We start from the raw sequence: 22,269 nt of genomic DNA on the forward strand, positions 1-22,269 counted from the left end.
ACTTAGGGAAATGAATTGAAGGAGTTATGACAAGATGCGCATAAAATCAATTGATGCAGTGTCCGATGGTGATGTCTTAGGTCGTGCTATCATAAATGATGAGGGACAAGCTTTACTTCAAGCGGGGGTCACCTTAACGAAAAACATGGCTACTCGTATCAAAGCAAGAGGGGTATCTTACATTTACATAGAAGATGACCTAACAGATGATATTGTACCAGAGCAACCGATACGTGAGAAAACACGGACGAAAGCGGTAAAAACGATTAAGGATTGCTTTACATTTATTGAAAAGGAAACCGTGTTGAAAAAATCGATTAACGTGGACGAAATGGCAGATGCGTTTACGGATGTCATCACACAAATTCTGAACGATATTCAAAGCAATCAACATGCAATCTCAATATTGTCTGATGTGTATTGCTATGATTCTTATGTGTTCCATCATTCACTTAATGTGACAGTTTATTCAGTAGCTTTAGCCAAACGTCTTGGTTATAATGGACGACAGTTGGAAGAGATAGGTTTGGGTGCGATTTTACATGATGTCGGAAAAATGGCGGTCCCTTCAGAGATTCTGCAAAAACCAGGGAAATTAAGTGATGAAGAATTCGACGCAATTAAATATCATGCTGAGGCAGGTTTTGAATTTTTAAGGAAAAGTCATCGTTTTTCATTACTTACAGCTCATTGCGCATATCAACATCATGAGCGCTTGAATGGGACGGGTTATCCGCGTCGTCTGAAAGGCAATGATATTCATCCTTACGCGCAAATTATTGGCGTAGCTGATGTATTTGATGCTGTTACGTCCCACCGAGTTTACCGAAAAGCTATGCTTCCAAATGAAGGTTTAGAATTGCTATATTCTAGTGTTGATACTCAGTTTTCCAAAGAGTTGGTTCAAACATTTGCTAAGACGATTGCTGTATATCCAAATGGACTAGAAGTGACGTTAAGTAATGGATTAGAAGGAGTCGTCGCTCAACAAAATGAACATTATACGACTCGTCCAATTGTACGGGTGTTGAAAAAAGATGGCGAAACATTAGCACCGTATGACTTAGATTTGTTAGAGGAATTGGATGTGACAATTGTTCATTGTCAAGAAACGTTAGCTGATGAAATGTAAGACTTCACGAGTGAAGAGAATAGGAGAGATAAAAGGTGAAACAATATTTAGATTTATGTCGTCATGTTCTAGAAAACGGTACACCGAAGGAAGACCGAACAGGGACAGGAACCATTAGTGCTTTTGGTTATCAAATGCGCATGGATTTAAATCAAGGGTTCCCTCTTTTAACGACAAAAAAATTACCTTTACGTCCAATCATTCATGAATTGTTATGGTTTTTAAAAGGTGATACAAATATTAAATATTTACAAGATAACAATGTTAGGATTTGGAACGAATGGGCAGATGAAAGTGGAGATTTAGGCCCAGTATACGGGAAGCAATGGCGCTCTTGGTTCAATCCTAATGGAGAAGATATTGATCAACTTGCAAAAATTATTGACGAGATTAAACAAAATCCTGATTCACGTAGGCTTGTCGTGAGCGCTTGGAATGTCGCCGATTTAGATGACATGGCGTTAGCGCCATGCCATTGTTTATTTCAATTTTACGTAGCGGATGGAAAACTTTCCTGTCAGTTATATCAGCGTAGTGCCGACCTCTTTCTTGGCGTTCCATTTAATATTGCTTCTTATTCGTTATTAACGATGATGGTCGCGCAAGAGTGTGGGTTAGAGCTTGGTGAATTCGTTCATACTTTTGGTGATGTCCATATTTATAACAACCATATTGAGCAGATCAAATTGCAGTTAAGTCGCGATCCACAGTCGTTACCGCAAATGAAGCTTAATCCTGAACGGACTTCTGTTTTTGATTTTGAGTTTGATGACTTTACATTAGAAGGATATGATCCTCATCCTCATATTAAAGGAGTCGTCTCTGTATGATTTCTTTTGTTGTTGCAATGGATGAAAATCGTTTAATTGGAGCTGCAGGCGATTTGCCTTGGCGCCTTCCAAACGACTTGGCGCACTTTAAAAAGACGACGATGGGGGCTCCGATTGTTATGGGCCGAAAAACGTACGAATCAATCGGCCGTCCACTACCAGGAAGACGTAATATTGTCATCACCCGTAATCCTACATTTCAGGCTGAGGGAATTGAGGTTCTCACGGATTTTGATCATGTAGATGAGTGGCAACAATCGGAAGAAGAATTTTTTGTCATAGGTGGGGCAGAAATATTTCAACAATTCCTCCCCTATGTGGAGCGAATGTATATCACTGTGATTCATGAAACATTTAAAGGTGATACTTATTTTCCTGATGTATTGGATGATTGGGTCGTCGTTGATGAACAAAAAGGGATTATAGACGAGAAAAATGTTCATGAGCACACGTTTTTAACGTACGAACGAAAAAAATAATCCTGAGTGTGTATAAATAACGGATTTATCTCAGAGGTGTAAACGATCAAATGACAAAGGGGCGCATGGGGTTTCAGACAAGAAATCTCATGCGTTTTTAGTTTGAGAAGAAAAAGAAGTATAAGTGTCCGAACCTTGGGCATGTTCGGACAGTTTGAGGAGAAAAAGCAGTATAAGAGTCCGAACCTTGGGCATGTTCGGACAGTAAGAGTAGCAAAAGCAGTAAACCTGTCCGAACCTAAGGAATCTTCGGACAGTAAGAGTAGCAAAAGCAGTAAACCTGTCCGAACCTCGTGCATGTTCGGACAGTAAGAGTAGCAAAAACTGTAAACCTGTCCGAACCCAAGGGATCTTCGGACAGTAAGAGTAGCAAAAGCAGTAAACCTGTCCGAACCTAAGGAATCTTCGGACAGCAAGAGTAGCAAAAGCAGTAAACCTGTCCGAACCCAAGGGATCTTCGGACAGTAAGAGTAGCAAAAGCAGTAAACCTGTCCGAACCCAAGGAATCTTCGGACAGTAAGAGTAGCAAAAGTAGTAAACCTGTCCGAACCCCGTGCATGTTCGGACAGTTTGAGGAGAAAAAGCAGTATAAGTGTCCGAACCCCGTGCATGTTCGGACAGTAAGAGTAGCAAAAACTGTAAACCTGTCCGAACCTAAGGGATCTTCGGACAGTAAGAGTAGCAAAAGCAGTAAACCTGTCCGAACCTAAGGGATCTTCGGACAGTAAGAGTAGCAAAAACTGTAAACCTGTCCGAACCCAAGGAATCTTCGGACAGTAAGAGTAGCAAAAACTGTAAACCTGTCCGAACCCAAGGGATCTTCGGACAGTAAGAGTAGCAAAAGCAGTAAACCTGTCCGAACCTAAGGGATCTTCGGACAGTAAGAGTAGCAAAAGCAGTAAACCTGTCCGAACCCCGTGAATCTTCGGACAGTAAGAGTAGCAAAAGCAGTAAACCTGTCCGAACCTCGTGCATGTTCAGACAGTTTGAGGAGTTCTTTTATTTTGATGTTTTCTAAAGGAACAAAATCTCGATTTGACTTAATCACGGGTTTTTTAAACCCAAAAGCCAAGATTTATTGAAAAGATATGAAACCCCTGTCCTTTCTCCGCATAGACATGGTACACAAAGGGGTGATTCAACGATGAAACGCATGAAAGGTATTGGTCCCCGTAAGCGAAAAGGTCCATTACCTTTTCGGTACGTCTTTTTAATATCTTTTATTATTTTTTGTATATTAACCGTTCAAGGGTTATTCATTGTAGAAAAAGGCATTCGTCCGACATTGATTGAAATTGCTAGAACTGAAACGCAGCGTATTGGTACGTTAGCTATTAACGATGCCATCTCGAAAAAAATTTTAGAGAATACCGATATGGAGCATCTTATTGAATATCAAACCGATAACAGTGGGGAAATTGTTTCGGTTGAATTTAATTCCCATATATACAACCGAGTGTTACAAGAGTCTACCCAACGTGTTCAGTCTTATTTAAATGACATTGAGCATGGACGGGTTCGAAATATCGACGTTCCCGAAGGAGTCGATATTGAAATGGAAGGGGCAACCTTTGCAGAAGACGGTATCATACATATGATTCCATTAGGTCAAGCAACGAACAATGCGCTATTAGCACACCTTGGTCCGAGAGTACCAGTGAGGTTATCAGTCATAGGGGATGTTCAAACAAATTTGAATGAGAACATTCAGCATGTGGGAATTAATAACACGTATATTAGTATATCGATTGATTTTGAAGTAGATGCGAGGGTGATTATCCCGTTTGCTACCGATACAGCCATAATTGAAACAACGGTCCCAGTAGGAATGGTGCTTGTACCAGGAGAGGTTCCCGAATTTTTCGGAGGTACAGATGGTATCTCTCCTGCAATTATGCCTAGTGAAGATGATGAGGATGAGGAGGAGATGGGTGTTCAGCCAGAGGAGGAAACAACGGGACAGCTTAATGAGCAAGTCGACCCCGAAACATTTACAGAAGAGTATGATATTGATGTGTTTGAAGCAGAAGAAGTAAATCCATTTTGATACTTGTCATAAGAACGAAAGTTTGCTACAATGACTCAGGTTCGACAAAAAACGAATAAATTCGCAACACCTCATCGCGATGATGAGGTAGAGGTGCAATATCCATTAGTACGTAACAGGAGCCCGACAGCAAAGAATGTTGACGGAAAGGGGGTATTGCCGAAGTAGAATTGATCACGTCAAAGATCATCTGCTGGGGTTGTATTGAATAAATACAACACTGTCACTGTATCTGATGCAGTGGAGGACTACTTTGAACAAGTGATGAGGAACAGTTTGGCGTCTTAATAATGATAGACGGCGATGGGTTCTCTTCCTGTTGCCGTCTTTTTTGTATTTATGAAGGACACATTGTCAACCATTAAACGAACAGAATGAGGGAGGAAGAACACGATGGAATTTGGCTTTTTATCTGTCATCCCTCCAGTATTCGCGCTTGTCATGGTTTTACTAACGCGCCGCGTTCTTTTGTCACTAGGGGCAGGGATTATCGTTGGTGCATGGGTATTACACCATGAAGCCGAAAATACAATTTTAGCTGGAGGATCGGAAATTATCTCCATTGTCAGTGGGATTTTTTGGACTCAGGATGGTATAAATACATGGGAATTATACATTTTATTTTTCTTAGTCCTACTTGGAATGATTGCAGCGATTATTACATTATTAGGAGGGACGCGTGCGTTTGGTGAGTGGGCATTAGCTCGTGTGAAAACGCGTGTTGGCGCACAACTTGTGACGGCTGTTTTGGGTGTACTTATCTTTATCGATGACTATTTTAACAGTTTGACTGTCGGAAATGTGAGTCGACCATTAACAGACCGCCATCAAATCTCTCGTGCAAAACTCGCTTACGTTGTTGATTCAACAGCAGCACCGATTTGTGTTGTCACACCAATTTCAAGTTGGGGTGCATACATTATCACGATCATCGGTGGGGTACTTAGTACGCATGCAGTGGCAACGTACGAACCACTACAAGCATTTTTATTAATCGCACCGATGAACTTTTATGCTTGGCTAGCAATTTTACTTGTTATTGCGGTTGTTGTCTTTAAATTAGACATTGGACCTATGAAAATGCATGAGCGTCGTGCTCAGGAAAATAATCAACTTGTTGACCCTAGTAAAGGGGAAGTGCCAGGAGATAACCAAAATCTAGAGCCTGTTGTTCAAGGCAAAGTTGGTGACCTCGTTTGGCCTATTATTACACTCGTGATCGCTACGGTGTTTTTCATGATTGTTACAGGTGTCCAAGCTACGGAAGGACAAGCAGGTATCCTCGATGCATTTGAAAACACAGATGTCGCAGCATCGCTTTTATATGGTGGAATCGTCAGTCTCCTTGTTGTACTAGCACTGTCAGTTCGTCGTAAAGTATCCAGTCAAGATATAGGAAAAGGATTGTGGAGTGGGATCCAATCTATGCTCCCGGCGATTTACATTTTACTGTTCGCTTGGACGATTGTAGAAATCATCGGAGCGCTAGGGACAGGCGAGTATTTAGCAGACTTAATTTCAGGTAGTATGAATATTGGATTTATCCCTGCATTATTATTTATTGTCGCTGGTTTTGTTGCTTTATCAACAGGTACTTCTTGGGGAACATTTGGCGTGATGTTACCAATCGCTGGCGATATGGCTGCAGCAACGGACATTTCATTGATCTTACCAGCCCTAGCAGCTGTTCTAGCAGGATCCATCTTTGGTGACCACTGTTCACCAATTTCGGATACAACGATTCTTTCCTCAACAGGTGCAGGAAGTCATCACATTGATCACGTCATGACGCAGCTTCCTTACGCGTTGATGGTCGGTGGATTAACAACGGCTGGTTTCTTAGTTCTTGGATTTACTGGAAACTTACTATTGGCTTTCCTAGCAATTTCTGTTTTATTTGTCATGTTAATCTTTACTTTAATGAAGTTTCGAAGTGTATAGCTGTAAAGTCAAACAAAGGGTCGTGCCATGTAGCACGACCTCTTTGTTGTATAAAATCAATTATATTTTAAAATAACAAAATTCAGATTAAAGATAAAAAAAACTACGAATGAAAACATATTTAATACATATTTGAAAATTTAAAGAATATTTTGAGAATAACTTTGACAAATGAGTCAAAGGTCATTATAATGATTCAACATAATCTTCTATTTACAAAAAGGAGGAGAGGTACACGGTTAATTATCTGAATTTTTAATAAAATCTCAAAAGTTAGACGGTTGCAGAAAGGAGAGTCGTTTTTATGAATGCTCGAGAACAATGGGGGACGCGCGCTGGTTTTATTTTAGCAGCGGTAGGGTCCGCGGTAGGTCTAGGTAATATTTGGCGTTTTCCTTACGTAGCATATGAAGGTGGCGGGGGTGCTTTCTTTCTACCTTATTTATTTGCACTTTTAACAGCGGGGATTCCGCTTTTAATTATGGAATTTACAATCGGTCATAAGTACCGTGGTTCATCTCCCCTTTCATATTCACGTATCAACAAAAAAGCCGAATGGATCGGTTGGTGGCAAGTGCTCATTTCCTTTGTGATTTCTACTTATTACGCAGTGATTATTGCTTGGGCAATGTCTTATTCCGTATATTCATTCGGGCTTCAGTGGGGTGGTGACACGGAAGGCTTTTTCATGGAAGGATTTTTGCAGCGTGTTGATTTAGTTGCCGAAAATGGAAGTATTGGCAGTTTTGGTGGGTTTGTTCCTGCTATTTTAATTCCTCTTATTCTGGTTTGGGTCATTACTCTCGGCGTCTTGTTTAAAGGAGTAAAACGAGGTATTGAACTAGCGAACAGAATTTTTATTCCGACGTTAGTTGTCATGTTTATTTTAATTGTCATTCGTGCAGTCACACTTGATGGCGCAATAGATGGGGTCAACGCATTCTTTAAACCAGATTGGGGAGCTATTTTCGAACCAGGTGTTTGGGTGGCAGCGTATGGACAAATCTTTTTCAGTTTGTCGATTGGATTTGCAATTATGATTACGTATTCTAGCTACTTATCGAAAAAATCAGATATCAATAATAATGCGTTTATTGCCGGTTTCAGTAACTCAAGTTTTGAATTACTTGCAGGTATTGGGGTATTTGCAGCGTTAGGTTTTATGGCGGCGCAAATGAATGTACCGATTGATGAAGTTGTTGCTAGTGGCGTTGGCTTAGCTTTTGTTGTGTTCCCTGAAATAATTAATACGTTCCCTGGATTAAATACCACTTTCGGGGTTTTGTTTTTTGGTTCGCTTGTATTAGCGGGTTTATCATCGTTAATATCAATTGTGGAGACTTATGTTGCAGCTGCACAAGAGAAATTTAATATTTCGCGCAAAAAAGCGGTTGCGTTTGGTGGGGGCTTATCAGCACTAGTGTCATTGGTTTATGCAACACAAGGTGGTCTCTTTTTCTTGGATACTGCAGACTACTTTATTAATGAATTCGGAGTAGCTTTAGCGGGGCTTGTATCTGTTGTTGCAGTTGCTTGGTTTTTGAAGTTGCTTCCGAGTTTGCAAAGCTATGCGAACGAGGTATCAGATATTAAGATTGGAGCTTGGTGGAGAGTTTGTCTTGGCATCATTACACCAGTCGTTTTAGGATGGATGTTTTTACAAAACTTGATGACCAACATCCAAGAAAACTACGAAGGGTATCCTACTTCTTTAATCGTTCAATGGGGTTGGCTCGTTGCGGTCGGAGCTCTCGTCATTGGTTTCCTTCTCTCCTTGAAAAAGTGGAAGTCAGGAAATAGCAATGAATCGAAAGACGAAGATTCGAAAGAGGTGAGCCAATAATGGATGTAAGTGCGATTGTCATGATGATTATTGGAATGAGTGTCATTTGGGGTGGTTTAGCACTAAGCTTAAGACACGCAGCGAAAGTATCGAAACAAAAGAAGGCAAATCGATAATTCATTAAAAGAAGGTTGAGCATTTTAAAGTGACTCAACCTTCTTTTTTGAACCTAATTGTTACTTAGGATTGTTTTTCCCATCTTTTTAGGTTAGGGAAAGGATCGAAGGACCATTCTATATAGCCGTTGTCTCTATACATCCCGTAATGGAGGTGGGATGGGAATTTTCCTTGCGTCCCTTTTGGTCCGTACCCAGTACTGCCGACGTAGCCAATGACTTCTCCTGGTTCAACCATTTTTCCACGATCCATGTCTTCTTCATAACGGCTTAAGTGTGCAAAATAATGATAGACGTTATTCGTATCTCTTATACCAATTCGCCAACCGCCGTACTTATTCCACCCAACCAATTCAACGATACCATATGTGGTAGCGTAAACCGGAGTTCCTTGGTCCGCAAAGATGTCAGTACCTTCATGAATTCTTCGGCCACCCCATCCCCGAGAGTCTCCCCAAGTGTTTTTATAGCTATAATTTCGATTGGTGGGAACAGGAAAAGCGTACTTGTCGGTGTCTAAAGAATCGAGTGTCTTATAAATTTTAGCATGTCCTAAAATGAAATCAACGGCTTTATCACGTTGATAATACTCCCATAAACCAATTTTCAAATCCTCATCTTCCGTTCCGTATTTTTGAAGGTGGCTTGCAAAGGTCATTAATATGTCTTCATCATTTTTCCGATCACTAATACCATCTCCGTTGCCATCAACTCCTTTCCCGCCAAAAAGTTGGATAGAAAGTGGGTCGGTATCTTCTTTATTAGGGTTAATTTCCCCTGCCCATTCTTCTGGAGAAAAGTATATCGCAATCGCTCCATCTTCTTGTGGACGATCATTGCGTCCTTTTCGTATGCCGCGTTCATAGCTATCAGCACCAGCAAATATATTCCACGGGATTTGAGTCACTGCTTCCATTTTTTCATACAAGGCTTTGCGTTCTTTAAGTATGTCAGTTGTTGATTCTTCTGCCATCACCGACGTATGGAAAAACATAAATAACAATGGAATGATTAAGCATGTGGTTGCTAATCGTTTCACGATGAAAGCTCCTTTCTGTCAACAATGCGTACAAGTAGTTTGTGCAATTTATAAAAATCCAAGCAGTGAACTTTTTCCATTAGGCGCAAGCTTTGAGATTTAAAGATAAACGTGTTAAAGTTACTAATGATTTATTATAGTTTTCGGTATACTAAAGAGTAGAAGATCATCGTAAAGATTAGTCAAGAAAAGTTGATCGTTGAGGTGAAGTGGATATGGCAAAACAAGAAGAACACGTAAGAAAACCCGAATGGCTGAAAATAAAGTTAAATACGAACGATTCGTATACAGGTTTGAAAAAAATGATGCGCGAGAAAAAATTACATACTGTGTGTGAAGAGGCACGCTGTCCAAATATTCATGAATGTTGGGCGGAAAGAAAAACGGCAACATTCATGATATTAGGTGATGTATGTACACGTGCTTGTCGTTTTTGTGCGGTGAACACAGGTTTACCTAACGAATTGGATTGGCAAGAGCCTGAACGTGTGGCGGAATCGGTTAAGATGATGGGCTTAAAACACGTTGTTATTACTGCGGTTGCTCGTGATGATTTGAAGGACGGCGGTGCAAGAGTATTTGCTGAAACTGTACGTGAAATTCGAGAAAAGAATCCGTTTTGTTCAATAGAAGTATTACCATCAGATATGATGGGCAAAGAAGAAAATCTTCGTATTCTCATGGATGCGAAACCAGATATTCTCAACCATAATATAGAGACCGTCGAAAGTCTTACGCCGCGTGTTCGAGCGCGTGCAACTTACGAGCGTTCAATTGAATTTCTCCGTCGAGCAAAGGAAATGCAACCAAAAATCCCAACCAAATCGAGTTTAATGATTGGTTTAGGGGAAACGAAAGAGGAAATCATTCAGACGATGGATGACCTTCGCGCTGTAGATGTAGATATTTTGACAATCGGTCAATATTTACAACCGACGAAGAAACATTTGAAAATCGAGAAATATTGGCGTCCTGAAGAATTCCGTGAGCTTAAAGAGATTGCATTGGAAAAAGGGTTCAAACATTGTGAATCAGGTCCACTTGTTCGCTCTTCTTACCATGCAGATGAACAAGTCAATGCGGCAGAATCTTCAGCAAATCAATAAGGGATTTATTGCACATATAAAAAGCTGACCCGATTGTGAGTGACAAATCAGCTACTGCATTAAACTTTTATAAAAGTTTATGCGTAGTGATTCGCTTCACAGGGTCAGCTTTTTTGAATGATGTAGTCAATTATTTTCGACTTCTCGATCGTTTAATTCATTTTCTGATTTTTTGAGAGGATCATAGTCAGGTTCTCCATCATGATCTAAATCGACGGGTTCACCTTGTGGGTAGGTCATCATTTCTTTTACGGTTTGTTCGATTGTCTCTTCATGCTCCTCTGGTGGCGTTGATAAACTTGCGAAACGTTGGATATCGGGCATGAACGCAGGGTTGTCTGCAACAACGATATTGAAATGTGCAGGAACGAATGACAGCGCACCCTTTTTCACTTGATCGGCCACTTCTTCTCGTTCTCCAGAAAACGTGTCGTAAGCAATTAACACATATTCATCTGTGACAAGAGTAGCAGCTTCTTCTACGTCTTGTAAGGATGCAGCGATTTTGCTGATGCTATCAGCCATTAATTCCTTGTCGTAACTCGCTGTTCCTTCATCTTGTAAAGATTGAGCTGCTGATCTTTCGCTATGTCTAACGAATCCGTAACGTTGTCCAGCAGATTGTTCAATTTCATCGACATTGAATGATTGAAACCGGTCGTTGTCATTGGGGTTAAATTGCTGCGCCTGCTTTGTTCCTTTTGCATACGGACCGTAGTTGCCTTCTATCCCTCCCTCAGCACAAGCGGAAGTAAGCATAAGTAAACCGAGTAAAACCATCGAAAGACGTTTTTTCATAATACACCTCCTGCCATTAGGATGACCAAAGGAATGGAAATTCATGATAAAAATGATCAAATTGATGATATTGATTTCACTGTCAAAATGATGCAAGATAGAAATGTATGGGAAGAGAGGTGAACGTGATTGATCCAAATTCAAGGAAATGAATATGAACTTATTGATGATCAAAAGGAAGGTTGGGATGAAGAAGCATTCCGTGCGCGCTTTACAGAAGTTTTAAAAAAGTATGATTACATTGTTGGCGATTGGGGCTATAGCCAGCTACGATTAAAAGGCTTTTTTGACAACGAAAGTCGCCGTTCTTCTCATGAGACGAGAATTAGTTCTTTACCTGAATATTTGTATGAATACTGTAATTTTGGGTGTGCTTACTTTGTTATAAAAAAAGTGAAATCTGATAAGAACTCAACGTAGACCACCTATTATAAGGTGGTCATTAACAAAATTATCTTTCATCGTGTGGAGGATGAGCTTGTTCGAATTTCCTTTTGGTTCCTGCATGTAATTGTCGATTTTCATACGTATATGCACTGACTGAACGTTTTTCACTACTGTTTTGTAGTTGTTCTTCACGGAAAATCGTAGAGCCATAAGGACCATCAGGAAATTCTTCTGCTTGCTTGGATTTTCTTTCATCTTCAATGTTTTTTAATTCTTGATCGTTATGTGCAGACATAAAAAACCACCTCTTAATCAGTAGAATAACCGAAAAAGAGGTGGTTATGACATATCAATAAATTAAATGACTTCGTAAAGGAAATCGCGCACTTCGGCACCTTCCTCTTCACTTAGGTTGAAAGCGTGTTCTAAATAGCCAGGTTCTTCCAGGTCATCTTGGCCAATAATCGCTAAACGGTTTTTCTGCATATCAAGGACAAGTTTTTTACCGTAGTAACGTGATGTTGACACGATCGCTAAATCAAAGCGATCATTTTCACCCATAAAACTTACAAAACGTGTAGCTGTGTCTTCTTGTTCATCATAGAGAAAAAAACGTTCGTTCACCTTGTCACCCTCTTTTCGTTATATTATTCAGACATGACGAGGTGTGGTTTTTGGTTTAAACGGTGTTGTGCTTTGACATAACGAACGGTTCCTGTTTTTGCTCGCATGATAATCGAATCGGTTTCGACTTGATCACCACCGATAAATCGGACACCGTCGAGAAGTTCACCAGACGTAACACCGGTAGCAGCAAAAATCGCATCATCACCTCGAACCAAGTCGTCCAACTGTAAAAGTTGTGTTGGATCTTCGAGTCCCATTTTAACACAACGTTGTCTTTCATCGTCATTTGAAGGTGCGAGTCTTGCTTGCATATCTCCACCTAAAGCTTTAATGGCTGCAGCAGCAATGACACCTTCTGGCGCACCACCAGTACCGATAAACAAATCGATCCCTGTCCGTGGGAGAACAGTGGCAATAGAAGTGGCGACATCACCGTCACCAAACAATTTTACACGTGCGCCTGTCGCACGGATGCGTTCGATTAGCTCTTCGTGGCGTGGTCGTTCTTGGATGATGACATTGACATCACGAACTCGTTTATTTGCCATCTTGGCAATGATATCGATCGACTTTTCAATTGGATCGTCAAGGCGGATTAACCCAGCTGCTTCAGGCCCAACGACGATTTTATCCATATACATATCTGGTGCATGAAGGAGTGTTCCACGATCAGCGACGGCAATAATTGAAAGTGCATTGGGATATCCTTTGGATAAAATACTAGTCCCTTCTAGCGGGTCAACGGCAATATCAACAGCGGGACCATTTTTATTACCGAGCGGTTCACCGATATATAGCATAGGCGCTTCGTCTAATTCGCCTTCACCGATTACGACGGTTCCATTCATATTTACAGAGTCAAACATTTTGCGCATAGCAGATGTTGCAGCATCGTCGGCTTCATTTTTTAAGCCTCTTCCCATCCATTGTGAACTAGCGAGAGCAGCAGCTTCTGTGGCGCGTACAATTTCCAAAGCTAATTCTCGATCCAATGTAAAAACCTCCTAGTAGGAAACCTATTGAAATATGAATCATAATAAGGACAATGTGTTAAACTGCTATTAATCATATCAAAAAAAAGATAGATTGGAAATCGTTTTTTCTTCAAAATGAGACAAAATAAAATGTTTGCGGTTTCAATGTGTTACACTAATATTTTTATAAAAGGGAGCGATCTATGATGTATTTCGTTGATGGTGAGCAATTACAAAAAAGGCTTCAATATCTGGAATACCTATTGAAAACTTTTTCTGAACAAGGAAAATGCGAAGGAGAGATAAATAAAATAGCCTTAGAGCGTATCGTTCAGATGTATATCGAAGCGACCATTGATGTTGGCAACCAGTTAATAGATGGGTTTATTATGCGTGATCCAGGCAGCTATCATGATGTCGTTGATATTCTTGTAGATGAGAAAGTGATTAATCATGAAGATGGAGAAGGGTTGAAACGTTTAATTAATTGGCGTAAACCGTTAATGCAACAATATATGACGATCGATCACGTCCAATTATATGATGGTTTTAAGCAGGAAATGAACATTTTGTTACGATTTTGTGGACGAGTCCGAGCGTATGTAGAACGTGAAATAGGCACGGTCAATGCTTTTTTGCCACAAAGTGAATAAAAATGTGTCAAAATATAAGGCAATTTTTTAAACTTTTCTATTTTAAATTTACGTCACTGGCATCATCTTCTACAATGTGATTAAGGACGGTGAAGATGATGACGACGACAAAAACCACCTCGACACGTGAACTCATTTTGCGCTTATTAAAAAAGAAAGGCAAATTAACAGTTGCAGAATTTGCAGAAGAATTACAAATTACAGAAATGGCTGTACGGAGACACTTGAATACGTTAGAGCGTGATCAAATTGTTGAGACAACGCTATTAAGGCAGGCAATGGGGCGCCCAACCAACATCTATCAACTTACTAAATCAGGCCAAGAAACGTTTCCTAGGGACTATGCGCCATTAGCTTTAGATATTTTAAATGATATTCAAACGATGTATGGAGAGGACATGCTTGAGGAATTATTTCAAAGAAGAAAAGAGCGCTTAAGCAAACGTTATATGAAGCGACTTCATCACTTGTCATTTGAAGAGCGTATAGAAGAGTTTATGAATATTCAAAATGAACTAGGTTACATGGCTGAGTATGATCTCGATGAAGACGGCCGCTACTGGTTTAAACAATATAATTGTCCGATTTCACGAGTTTCCCAACATTTCACTTCTATTTGTCAATATGAGCAATCGATGCTTCAAGAAATATTAGAAGCTGAGCACGTTTCGTGCATGATGTGTGCTTCGAATGGACAAGATGGCTATTGTTGTTATAAGATTGAAAAATGATGGATGAAATAGGTCGATGATACAAATACTTTTAGATGATATTCATTTCATCGCTTAAGGTTTCCTGATCCTTTTTGGATCAGTTTTTTTTTCGAAGGAGGACTTAGTATGAAAGCATATGATGGTTATTTACTCGACTTAGACGGTACGATGTACAGAGGTGAAGAGAGAATTGAAGCAGCTTCCCGGTTTGTAAAACGTTTGGTGGAGGCAGAGAAACCGTATTTATTCGTTACCAACAATTCAACGAAAACCCCGGAACAAGTAGCAAAGAAACTCAAAGAGATGGATATTCCAGCTACGAAGGACCACGTGTTTACAACAAGTATGGCAACGGCTGAATACATACAAAAGAAAATGAAACAGGCCTCTGTTAATATGATTGGTGAAGAAGGGTTGCGTGTCGCATTAGAAGGAAAAGGTTTCACATTAGCAGAGGAAGATGCAGATTATGTTGTCGTTGGGCTTGATCGTTCGATTAATTATGAGAAGCTTGCAACCGCTTGTTTAGCTGTGCGAAATGGTGCGACGTTTTTGTCAACGAATGGTGATATTGCGATTCCAACAGAGCGAGGGTTGTTACCAGGGAATGGATCGATTACATCAGTTGTTACAGTATCAACTGGCGTAGAGCCGACTTTTATCGGTAAACCTGAATCAATCATTGTTGACCAAGCTTTAGATGTACTTGGGACATCTAAAGAACACACGGTAATGGTTGGGGACAACTATGATACCGATATTTTAGCTGGAATCAATGCAGGACTTGATACAGTCATCGTACACACCGGTGTGACGACAAAAGAACAATTAGTGACGAAGGAACGTCAGCCGATTGCTTCTATTGACTCATTAGATGACTGGGATACAAAACTTTAACCCCAATGACAAAAGGCTGTGCTTCAGTGTGAAGGTTCGAACCCTTACACTTTGCACAGCCTTTATTTCGTTTATTCGGTATCTTCGGCACTGTGAGCAAGGCGACTTGAGGCTGATGCGGCAATAGCTCCGACGATATCATCTAAAAATGTGTGACAACCCTTTGATTTGTCATTTAGATCCTTTAAAATGCCGGGCTTTTGCTTGTCGATGAAACCATAATTTGTAAAGCCGATAGACCCATAAACATTAACGATAGAAAGGGCAATAATTTCATCAATACCATATAAACCTTCATCACGTTCAATAATACCCTGTAATGGTGGGTCGAGCTTTCCGTCTTCAGCAAGTCGGTCTACCTGGATTCCTGTCATAATAGCATTTTGAACTTCGCGTTTATTAAGGACACCTTCTACATGTTCAATACATGTCTCGATGGTTAACTCAGGAACATAGTCCACTTGCAAATAGTAGACAAGCTCAGCGATATCTTTTGTGGAAACGCCTCGGTCAGTTAACCAGTTTAGAGCGGTGTTCTTAATCGTTTTTGTCTTTTCATTCATGAGTAATCACCTATTTTTGGACTTTTGTTAATGATATGTGAATGACTTGATTTATGTGAACTTATAAATATTATGTGTGAACTGATTATCAAATATTCGGTTTTATCACTTGAAAATGCACAGAAGTGTATCTTTATCATAGGCTATAGTGGAAATCATGAAAAAATGAGGTGAAAATGATGGCTGAACGGCTGTTGATGGACCGCTATCATCTATATCCAGAGGTATGGTTTCATTTAGGGGGATATCGTGCATTTCAATTTCAGGGACGTATCTATATTTTGATACCGATGAAGGATGTACACGGCAACGGTCTGCCTAAAAAGCAAGAGATTGCTACGTTTTTGACAGCGCAAGGGGTGAACGGGATTGCTCATGTACAACCAACAAATGATGGCGATTTGACAGTTCGTTCAGAAGAGGAAGAGTTTTGTTTATTAGTCATGCCTTCTTTAAAAGGAAATGGTGAAACAAAAGGCGCGCAACTGCCCAACTTAAAGGTCGCCAATGAATTAGCATTTTTCCATCAAGGTGGGAAATTGTATGTTCAAAATCATGAACAGCCTTTTGACTTACCTTGGAAGTCATATTGGATTCGGCGTTTAGAGCAAATGGAAAATTGGTATCTCCATTTACGCGAGCAATCGAACCCTTCGGAAATGGACCAACTTGTCCTCCTCACATACCCATATGTTATGGGGGTCTCAGAAAATGCGATTCAGTGTATTCAAGACTGTTTGTTAGATCACGGTAAAGAGAGTATCAATCAAGGGATGACAACAACGCATTGGCGTTTTCATGAACAAACTTGGTTTATAGTTCAACAACATTGGATGTTTTATAAGTTAACAACGGATTTTTCAGTCGATCACTTTACTCGGGATCTTTCTGAATGGATTCGAGATCATTGGGAAAAAAATGCTTGGGAAAAAGATAAATGGAATGTTGTTCAATCTTTTTTAAGTGACTATCAACAAATTCAGCCATTAGCAATGTTGGATTGGAAATTATTACTGGCACGGTTAATGTTTCCGGTCTCGTTTTTTCAGTGCGTTGAAACATATTACGAAAGTAAAGATGAAGGTAAAAGAGAGTTAATGAAAAAGAGGCTTCTTCATTGGATTACCACTTCAAAAGAAAGAGAAAATCGAATAGGAGAACTTTTACAAATGGGTGAACAATTTGTTAACTTTCCATTGTCGTTTCCGTATTGGGTGAAAACATCATTGAATCAAACTTCATTGTTTAGATGAAATTGATCAACATCATAATAGGAGGGTATAATAATAATGACATCTAGGGCATAGGAGGAGATAAAATGGAAAAACCGTATGTTTTTATAACAAGGAAGGTACCAGAAGAGACGGTCAAACCGCTCGAAGATATTGCTACAGTTCATATGTGGTCATCAGAAGAAGAGCCAGTACCTCCTGATGTCCTACTAGAAGAAGCGAAACATGCAGATGCGCTCTATACGATGCTTTCCGAGCGTATAGATGATTCTTTGCTCGAACAAGCGGATAACTTGAAAGTCATTGCCAATTTAGCTGTAGGCTATGATAATATTGATATCAGCGCTGCCACGAAAAGAGGGATCGCAGTCTGTAACACACCTGACATTTTATCTGATACGACTGCTGATTTAACATTTTCTCTTTTAATGGCGACAGCTCGTCGAATTGTCGAAGCGGCACAGTATATTAAGAACGATCAATGGAAAAATTGGTCTCCGCTCCTGATGGCAGGAACTGATATTCATCATAAGACGATTGGAATCGTTGGTATGGGGCGGATTGGTTCCGCTGTGGCGAAAAGAGCTACTGGATTTGATATGGAAATCTTATATCATAATCGTTCTCGCAAACGGGAAGTAGAGGATCAATTAGGTGCTACATATGCTTCGTTCGATCAGCTTATACAAAAATCTGACTACGTTGTATGTTTAGCACCATTAACGGATGAAACACGTGATATGTTTAACCAAGAGACATTTTCAAAAATGAAATCATCAGCGATTTTCATTAATGCCTCACGTGGACAAGTTGTCGATGAGACAGCGTTATATGAAGCACTCTCCAACCAAGTCATCGCAGCTGCCGGGCTCGATGTATTTAGAGAAGAGCCAATAGCCAGTGATCATCCATTGCTTGGCTTGGATAATGTTGTTGCGTTACCGCATATTGGTAGTGCGAGCTTAGAAACGAGATATGGCATGGCAAATTTGGCGAGCCGAAACATCGCAGCTGTATTATCAGGGAGAACACCTGAAGCCATTGTAAATGATTCTGTCTTAACATCTTAAAATCGCAAAAGGGTCAGCCAAAAAATGGCTGACCCTTTATAAATATCGATTGTGTTTATTAAAATACTTGTTCCAATTCTTTTACTCCAGGAACTTCTTCAAGTAGGGCACGTTCGATACCTGCTTTTAATGTGATTGTAGAACTTGGGCAAGAACCGCAAGCTCCCATAAGGCGTACTTTTACAACGCCATCTTCAATACCTACAAGCTCAACATCCCCGCCGTCACGGAGTAGAAATGGACGAAGTTTATCAAGAACTTCTTGTACTTGTTCTTCCATTGTAGTTGCCATACATTAACACTCCTTTCTTTAATCTCTATTATAGTATTCTAAATGAAAAAAATCCATGAGTAAGCTCACTTTTTAGGTTGTAACTCTTGTCAATTTTTCTAAGTTGTATGAGTTAGAAACGTGCCATTTCCCTAGAAACGTATGCTAAACTAGAGGAAAGACATGATGAGGAGGGATCAAGTTGCTGCCGATCGAAGTGACTGTATATGGCGCAGAGATGAAGTGTGCAAGTTGTGTACACTTACCAAGTGCGAAAGAAACGCAAGAATGGTTAGAGGCAGCTGTTACACGGAAATTCCCTAATATATCCATATCATTTATTTATTGTGATATTACGTCTCCGCAAACAGAGGAACAACGCCAGTTTTCAAAAAAAATTTTAGATGAAGAGTTTTTGTATCCACTTGTTGTCATTAACAGCGATCCAATTGCTGAAGGGAATCCAAGACTAAAAAAAATATTTGAAAAAATCGAAAGTCTCATTCATTGATTTGAACAGATGAAAAAAAGGCTGAGCTAGTTACGACAGCATCAGCCTTTGTTATGCACTTAAGACCCCGTATGGTACTTATACATCCAAAGAACACCAGACTTTAAAACGCGAGGTACTCGACCTGTAAGTGTTTTATCTTTCATATAACCGAACCCATGTTTCTTCCCTAATGAACCTAAGACACCTTTTAACTTGATTTTAGGCATTTCTTCAGGGTAAGGTTCACCTAACCCTTTGTGCATTAAAAGCATAGCAATCTGATCAGCTTGGGATTCAGCTAATTGAGCACTAGGGGCATGATCAAGAGCAGCGCAGTCCCCAACAACAAATACATTATCGTAGCCAGGAATGTGATGATATTTCGTTAACTTAATACGTCCAATACCGTCTTGTTCTACATCTAAGTTTCGTACAACTTGATTAGCTTGAATACCAGCAGTCCAGATAATCACATCAAAAGGATTCGGTTCATCATGATTATATAGGATGTTAGGCTCTACTTTTGTAATGTTGGCACGGTTTATAATCTCGATCCCATGTTCATTCATCCAGTTTTCAACATATTGATAAAGGCGTTCTGGAAACATCGAAAGGATCGTTTCACCACGGTCATAAAGGGCAATTAACAAATCAGGCCGACTTTCTCTTAATTCACTTGCTAATTCGACACCACTTAATCCACCACCGACGATTGCCACAGACCCATTTGCTTCAATTTCTTGAACAGCTTGATATGTACGCCTAGCCTTTGGAAGAGTTTGAATACTAAGTGTGTTCTCCTGTGCTCCAGGAACACCGTGATAACGATCTTCACAGCCAAGACCAATAACAAGATCATCATAACTTTTTGTATTCCCACTTTTTAAATGAAGGGTTTGTGTGTCTATATCAATGTCTTTAACCGCTTCAAAGTGTAACTCTAAGCGTACATCATTTGGAAAGGATAACCGCAACTCTTGATCTGCAACTGTACCTGCAGCAAGCGCATAAAACTCAGTTTTTAAACTATGGTAGGGCTCTTTCTCTATTAATGTAATTGTCGTATCTTGTAATTCGGTCATATTGAGTAGCCGGTGAATAACCCTTAAACCACCGTAGCCGCCACCTAATATCACAATCTGCCTCATAAAACCTGCCTCCTTTACTTGGACAGGACGAAATCAATGTCCGATGATAAAATATTCAAAAAAATGCAACCCTTTCCATTGATTAAATTTTAACAATTTTCTACTAAAATAACAATAATTTTGTGAATGTTATTTTATTATAATAATTGTTATTTGTTGACGTTAGGATACAAAACGCGTTAGGATATTGTTGATAAATTGCGAGGTGATAAATATGAAACCAATTATTGAATTTTGTATAAGTAACCTCGCCAGTGGAACACAAAGAGCGAAGGAACGACTCGAAAAAGATCCAAATTTGGATGTGATCGAATACGGTTGCCTTAGTTTTTGTGGACAATGCGCAGCTTCCAAATATGCGCTTGTCAATGGCGAAATGGTTAGCGGTGAAACAAATGATGAGTTAGTTGATCATATATACCAGTTTTTAGAGGAAAATCCTATGTTTTAAAAGGCAAGCGCTTTTGAGGGAGAACATGTTGAAAGGTGTGTTCTCTCTTAAATGTGGTTGCTTTTTTAATTGAGAAACCTTTTTAATAGTATTAGAATATAATCAGCTGGCCAGGTGAGTTGCGAAAATTGTTATGTATGCTAAAATTAATCCAATACTAAGTTCGTTTAAAAGGGAAGGGAGTCGAAAAATGGAGCTGATTCCATTTTCACATACATGGCCTTATGAAAAGATGGGTGAGGATATTTATATCGCCTTGTGTCCGTATTGCAAAAGTGAAAATGTGCTGACTTCACTAACGTCTCGCCAATTACAAGAGGCAATGGAGCAAATTAAAACGCGTGTCAACATGCCATGTTGTTTAAAGACAATGGTCGTTCTTGAAGCGGATGAAGATTACTTTTGGACAGATGAGCAGTTAAGGTCACAGGAATAATTGAATGAAAGAAGGATGAGATGTGGAATTTACAAAAATGCACGGGTTGGGAAATAGTTACATATATGTGAATGAGTATAACTATTCATTTAATGAAGAAGAACTTTCTCCGTTAGCCGTTGCAGTATCTGATACCAACACAGGTATCGGGTCAGACGGCTTGATTTTAATAGGTCCATCTACTTCATGTGACGTAAGAATGCGTATTTTTAACAAGGACGGTTCAGAAGCAAAAAACTGTGGTAATGGTTTGCGCTGTGTGGCTCGTTATGCATATGAACATGGCCTCGTCTCTGAACCTTCTTTTACGATTGAAACGAAATCTGGTCCTGTGTCTTGCCGTGTTGAGGAGCATTCGAAGGTCATATCTAATGTAACGGTTGATATGGGAAATCCTCACCTTCTCCGTAAGAATATTCCGATGCAAGGAAAAGGGGAAGAGAGAGTCATTGCAGAACCCTATACACTTGAAAATGGAAAAGATAGTGGTACATTAACAGCTGTTTCGATGGGGAACCCACACGCGGTTTTCTTTGTAGATGATATAGCGAGTGCTCCTGTTGAATCATGGGGACCGCAAATTGAAAAAGATGAACGTTTTCCGGAATCTGTCAATGTTGAATTTGTGGAGGTCGTCTCTTCGACTGAGGTTCATTTTCGAGTTTGGGAAAGAGGATCAGGAATTACGCAAGCTTGCGGAACTGGTGCCTGTGCGGCTGTTGTTGCATCTGTATTAAATGGTCATTGTAAACAAGGCGAACCAGTCCTCGTCCACCTCCTTGGCGGTGATTTAACGATTACGTGGACCGAAGAGGGGACGGTATTAATGACAGGACCTGCTGAAGATATTTGTACCGGTTTTTATATACGTGATTGATGATGTTCGAGATGAGGTGGAGAACACTGAGTACGCGGTCGTCGTGGATGACATTGATCACGCGCGGAAGGGCACATTCCGTTATTTAAGTGTGAAACTCATGATTAGTAAGAAACGGACATGGGTTCCGTTTCTTACTGATACAA

At 40.0% G+C, this 22,269-nt stretch carries 26 protein-coding genes and 1 riboswitch; of the genes, 18 read left to right on the forward strand and 8 right to left on the reverse strand.

Annotated elements, in window-relative coordinates:
* Nucleotides 1–34: 34 nt before the first annotated feature.
* The 7 genes from HNQ41_RS08410 to HNQ41_RS08440 all read left to right on the forward strand — a co-directional run bounded on the left by HNQ41_RS08410 (nt 35) and on the right by HNQ41_RS08440 (nt 8,388).
* Nucleotides 35–1,132 carry an HD-GYP domain-containing protein gene (locus HNQ41_RS08410; protein ID WP_184663970.1) on the forward strand — a complete coding sequence of 366 codons (1,098 nt, stop codon included), beginning with the start codon at nt 35–37 and terminating at the stop codon, nt 1,130–1,132.
* A 35-nt stretch (nt 1,133–1,167) separates the two neighbouring features.
* The gene (locus HNQ41_RS08415; RefSeq protein ID WP_184663971.1) at nt 1,168–1,962 is read left to right on the forward strand and encodes a thymidylate synthase; all 795 of its coding nucleotides are present in this window, start codon (nt 1,168–1,170) and stop codon (nt 1,960–1,962) included.
* Nucleotides 1,959–2,441, forward strand: a complete 483-nt coding sequence (locus HNQ41_RS08420) for a dihydrofolate reductase (RefSeq protein WP_184663972.1) — start codon at nt 1,959–1,961, stop codon at nt 2,439–2,441. The genes HNQ41_RS08415 and HNQ41_RS08420 overlap by 4 nt, the downstream gene beginning before the upstream one ends.
* A gap of 1,144 nt (nt 2,442–3,585) precedes the next feature.
* A complete protein-coding gene (gene yunB / locus HNQ41_RS08425) occupies nt 3,586–4,488 on the forward strand; it encodes a sporulation protein YunB (protein ID WP_184663973.1) in 903 nt (300 codons plus the stop codon).
* Between the two features lie 80 nt (nt 4,489–4,568).
* Nucleotides 4,569–4,747, forward strand: a riboswitch (Lysine riboswitch).
* A 134-nt stretch (nt 4,748–4,881) separates the two neighbouring features.
* A complete protein-coding gene (locus HNQ41_RS08430; protein ID WP_184663974.1) occupies nt 4,882–6,429 on the forward strand; it encodes a Na+/H+ antiporter NhaC family protein in 1,548 nt (515 codons plus the stop codon).
* Between the two features lie 304 nt (nt 6,430–6,733).
* Nucleotides 6,734–8,272, forward strand: coding sequence for a sodium-dependent transporter (locus tag HNQ41_RS08435; protein ID WP_184663975.1), 1,539 nt, complete (start codon nt 6,734–6,736; stop codon nt 8,270–8,272).
* Nucleotides 8,272–8,388, forward strand: a complete 117-nt coding sequence (locus tag HNQ41_RS08440; protein ID WP_184663976.1) for a methionine/alanine import family NSS transporter small subunit — start codon at nt 8,272–8,274, stop codon at nt 8,386–8,388. The genes HNQ41_RS08435 and HNQ41_RS08440 overlap by 1 nt, the downstream gene beginning before the upstream one ends.
* A 64-nt stretch (nt 8,389–8,452) precedes the next feature.
* Here the strand turns inward: HNQ41_RS08440 and HNQ41_RS08445 are convergent, their stop codons facing one another.
* Nucleotides 8,453–9,382, reverse strand: coding sequence for a M23 family metallopeptidase (locus tag HNQ41_RS08445; protein ID WP_184664012.1), 930 nt, complete (start codon nt 9,380–9,382; stop codon nt 8,453–8,455).
* 260 nt (nt 9,383–9,642) lie between these two features.
* Here HNQ41_RS08445 and lipA point away from each other — a divergent pair, with 260 nt between their 5' ends.
* Nucleotides 9,643–10,533 carry a lipoyl synthase gene (gene lipA / locus HNQ41_RS08450; RefSeq protein WP_184663977.1) on the forward strand — a complete coding sequence of 297 codons (891 nt, stop codon included), beginning with the start codon at nt 9,643–9,645 and terminating at the stop codon, nt 10,531–10,533.
* A 126-nt stretch (nt 10,534–10,659) separates the two neighbouring features.
* Here lipA and HNQ41_RS08455 read toward each other — a convergent pair whose 3' ends face one another.
* Entirely contained in the window at nt 10,660–11,331 is a 672-nt protein-coding gene (locus HNQ41_RS08455; protein WP_184663978.1) for a YhcN/YlaJ family sporulation lipoprotein, read from the reverse strand.
* A gap of 129 nt (nt 11,332–11,460) precedes the next feature.
* On the opposite strand from HNQ41_RS08455, the gene HNQ41_RS08460 reads away from it, so the two are divergent.
* Entirely contained in the window at nt 11,461–11,751 is a 291-nt protein-coding gene (locus tag HNQ41_RS08460) for a YutD family protein (protein WP_184663979.1), read from the forward strand.
* A gap of 31 nt (nt 11,752–11,782) precedes the next feature.
* Here HNQ41_RS08460 and HNQ41_RS08465 read toward each other — a convergent pair whose 3' ends face one another.
* The 3 genes from HNQ41_RS08465 to glpX form a co-directional block, all read right to left on the reverse strand.
* Nucleotides 11,783–12,013, reverse strand: a complete 231-nt coding sequence (locus HNQ41_RS08465; RefSeq protein WP_184663980.1) for a hypothetical protein — start codon at nt 12,011–12,013, stop codon at nt 11,783–11,785.
* A 62-nt stretch (nt 12,014–12,075) separates the two neighbouring features.
* Nucleotides 12,076–12,342: an SAV0927 family protein gene (locus tag HNQ41_RS08470; protein ID WP_184663981.1), complete on the reverse strand. Its 267-nt coding sequence runs from the start codon at nt 12,340–12,342 to the stop codon at nt 12,076–12,078.
* Nucleotides 12,343–12,365: 23 nt separating this feature from the next.
* On the reverse strand, nt 12,366–13,337 hold the full coding sequence (glpX, locus tag HNQ41_RS08475) for a class II fructose-bisphosphatase (protein WP_184663982.1): 972 nt from the start codon (nt 13,335–13,337) through the stop codon (nt 12,366–12,368).
* 185 nt (nt 13,338–13,522) lie between these two features.
* On the opposite strand from glpX, the gene HNQ41_RS08480 reads away from it, so the two are divergent.
* The 3 genes from HNQ41_RS08480 to HNQ41_RS08490 all read left to right on the forward strand — a co-directional run bounded on the left by HNQ41_RS08480 (nt 13,523) and on the right by HNQ41_RS08490 (nt 15,582).
* On the forward strand, nt 13,523–13,972 hold the full coding sequence (locus tag HNQ41_RS08480; RefSeq protein ID WP_246421552.1) for a DUF86 domain-containing protein: 450 nt from the start codon (nt 13,523–13,525) through the stop codon (nt 13,970–13,972).
* Nucleotides 13,973–14,070: 98 nt separating this feature from the next.
* Nucleotides 14,071–14,703: a helix-turn-helix transcriptional regulator gene (locus HNQ41_RS08485; RefSeq protein ID WP_184663983.1), complete on the forward strand. Its 633-nt coding sequence runs from the start codon at nt 14,071–14,073 to the stop codon at nt 14,701–14,703.
* A gap of 108 nt (nt 14,704–14,811) precedes the next feature.
* Nucleotides 14,812–15,582 carry a TIGR01457 family HAD-type hydrolase gene (locus tag HNQ41_RS08490; protein WP_184663984.1) on the forward strand — a complete coding sequence of 257 codons (771 nt, stop codon included), beginning with the start codon at nt 14,812–14,814 and terminating at the stop codon, nt 15,580–15,582.
* A 71-nt stretch (nt 15,583–15,653) separates the two neighbouring features.
* Here the strand turns inward: HNQ41_RS08490 and HNQ41_RS08495 are convergent, their stop codons facing one another.
* Nucleotides 15,654–16,145: a phosphatidylglycerophosphatase A family protein gene (locus HNQ41_RS08495; protein ID WP_184663985.1), complete on the reverse strand. Its 492-nt coding sequence runs from the start codon at nt 16,143–16,145 to the stop codon at nt 15,654–15,656.
* Nucleotides 16,146–16,324: 179 nt separating this feature from the next.
* Between HNQ41_RS08495 and yutH the strand changes: the two genes are divergently transcribed.
* A complete protein-coding gene (gene yutH / locus HNQ41_RS08500; RefSeq protein WP_184663986.1) occupies nt 16,325–17,398 on the forward strand; it encodes a spore coat putative kinase YutH in 1,074 nt (357 codons plus the stop codon).
* A 65-nt stretch (nt 17,399–17,463) separates the two neighbouring features.
* Complete coding sequence (locus tag HNQ41_RS08505) at nt 17,464–18,447, forward strand: 2-hydroxyacid dehydrogenase (RefSeq protein WP_184663987.1); 984 nt, start codon at nt 17,464–17,466, stop codon at nt 18,445–18,447.
* Nucleotides 18,448–18,505: 58 nt separating this feature from the next.
* Here HNQ41_RS08505 and HNQ41_RS08510 read toward each other — a convergent pair whose 3' ends face one another.
* Nucleotides 18,506–18,739 carry a NifU family protein gene (locus HNQ41_RS08510; RefSeq protein WP_184663988.1) on the reverse strand — a complete coding sequence of 78 codons (234 nt, stop codon included), beginning with the start codon at nt 18,737–18,739 and terminating at the stop codon, nt 18,506–18,508.
* Nucleotides 18,740–18,920: 181 nt separating this feature from the next.
* Between HNQ41_RS08510 and HNQ41_RS08515 the strand changes: the two genes are divergently transcribed.
* Nucleotides 18,921–19,229, forward strand: a complete 309-nt coding sequence (locus HNQ41_RS08515) for a YuzD family protein (RefSeq protein ID WP_343043343.1) — start codon at nt 18,921–18,923, stop codon at nt 19,227–19,229.
* Nucleotides 19,230–19,288: 59 nt separating this feature from the next.
* Here HNQ41_RS08515 and HNQ41_RS08520 read toward each other — a convergent pair whose 3' ends face one another.
* Entirely contained in the window at nt 19,289–20,359 is a 1,071-nt protein-coding gene (locus HNQ41_RS08520) for an NAD(P)/FAD-dependent oxidoreductase (RefSeq protein WP_184663989.1), read from the reverse strand.
* Between the two features lie 214 nt (nt 20,360–20,573).
* Between HNQ41_RS08520 and HNQ41_RS08525 the strand changes: the two genes are divergently transcribed.
* The 3 genes from HNQ41_RS08525 to dapF all read left to right on the forward strand — a co-directional run bounded on the left by HNQ41_RS08525 (nt 20,574) and on the right by dapF (nt 22,123).
* On the forward strand, nt 20,574–20,810 hold the full coding sequence (locus HNQ41_RS08525; RefSeq protein ID WP_184663990.1) for a YuzB family protein: 237 nt from the start codon (nt 20,574–20,576) through the stop codon (nt 20,808–20,810).
* Between the two features lie 190 nt (nt 20,811–21,000).
* Nucleotides 21,001–21,246 carry a hypothetical protein gene (locus HNQ41_RS08530; protein WP_184663991.1) on the forward strand — a complete coding sequence of 82 codons (246 nt, stop codon included), beginning with the start codon at nt 21,001–21,003 and terminating at the stop codon, nt 21,244–21,246.
* Nucleotides 21,247–21,283: 37 nt separating this feature from the next.
* Nucleotides 21,284–22,123 (forward strand): diaminopimelate epimerase, encoded by an 840-nt coding sequence (dapF, locus tag HNQ41_RS08535; RefSeq protein WP_184664015.1) that lies wholly within the window; start codon nt 21,284–21,286, stop codon nt 22,121–22,123.
* Nucleotides 22,124–22,269 lie beyond the last annotated feature (146 nt).

Source organism: Texcoconibacillus texcoconensis, from assembly GCF_014202575.1.
Lineage (GTDB): Bacteria > Bacillota > Bacilli > Bacillales > Salisediminibacteriaceae > Texcoconibacillus > Texcoconibacillus texcoconensis.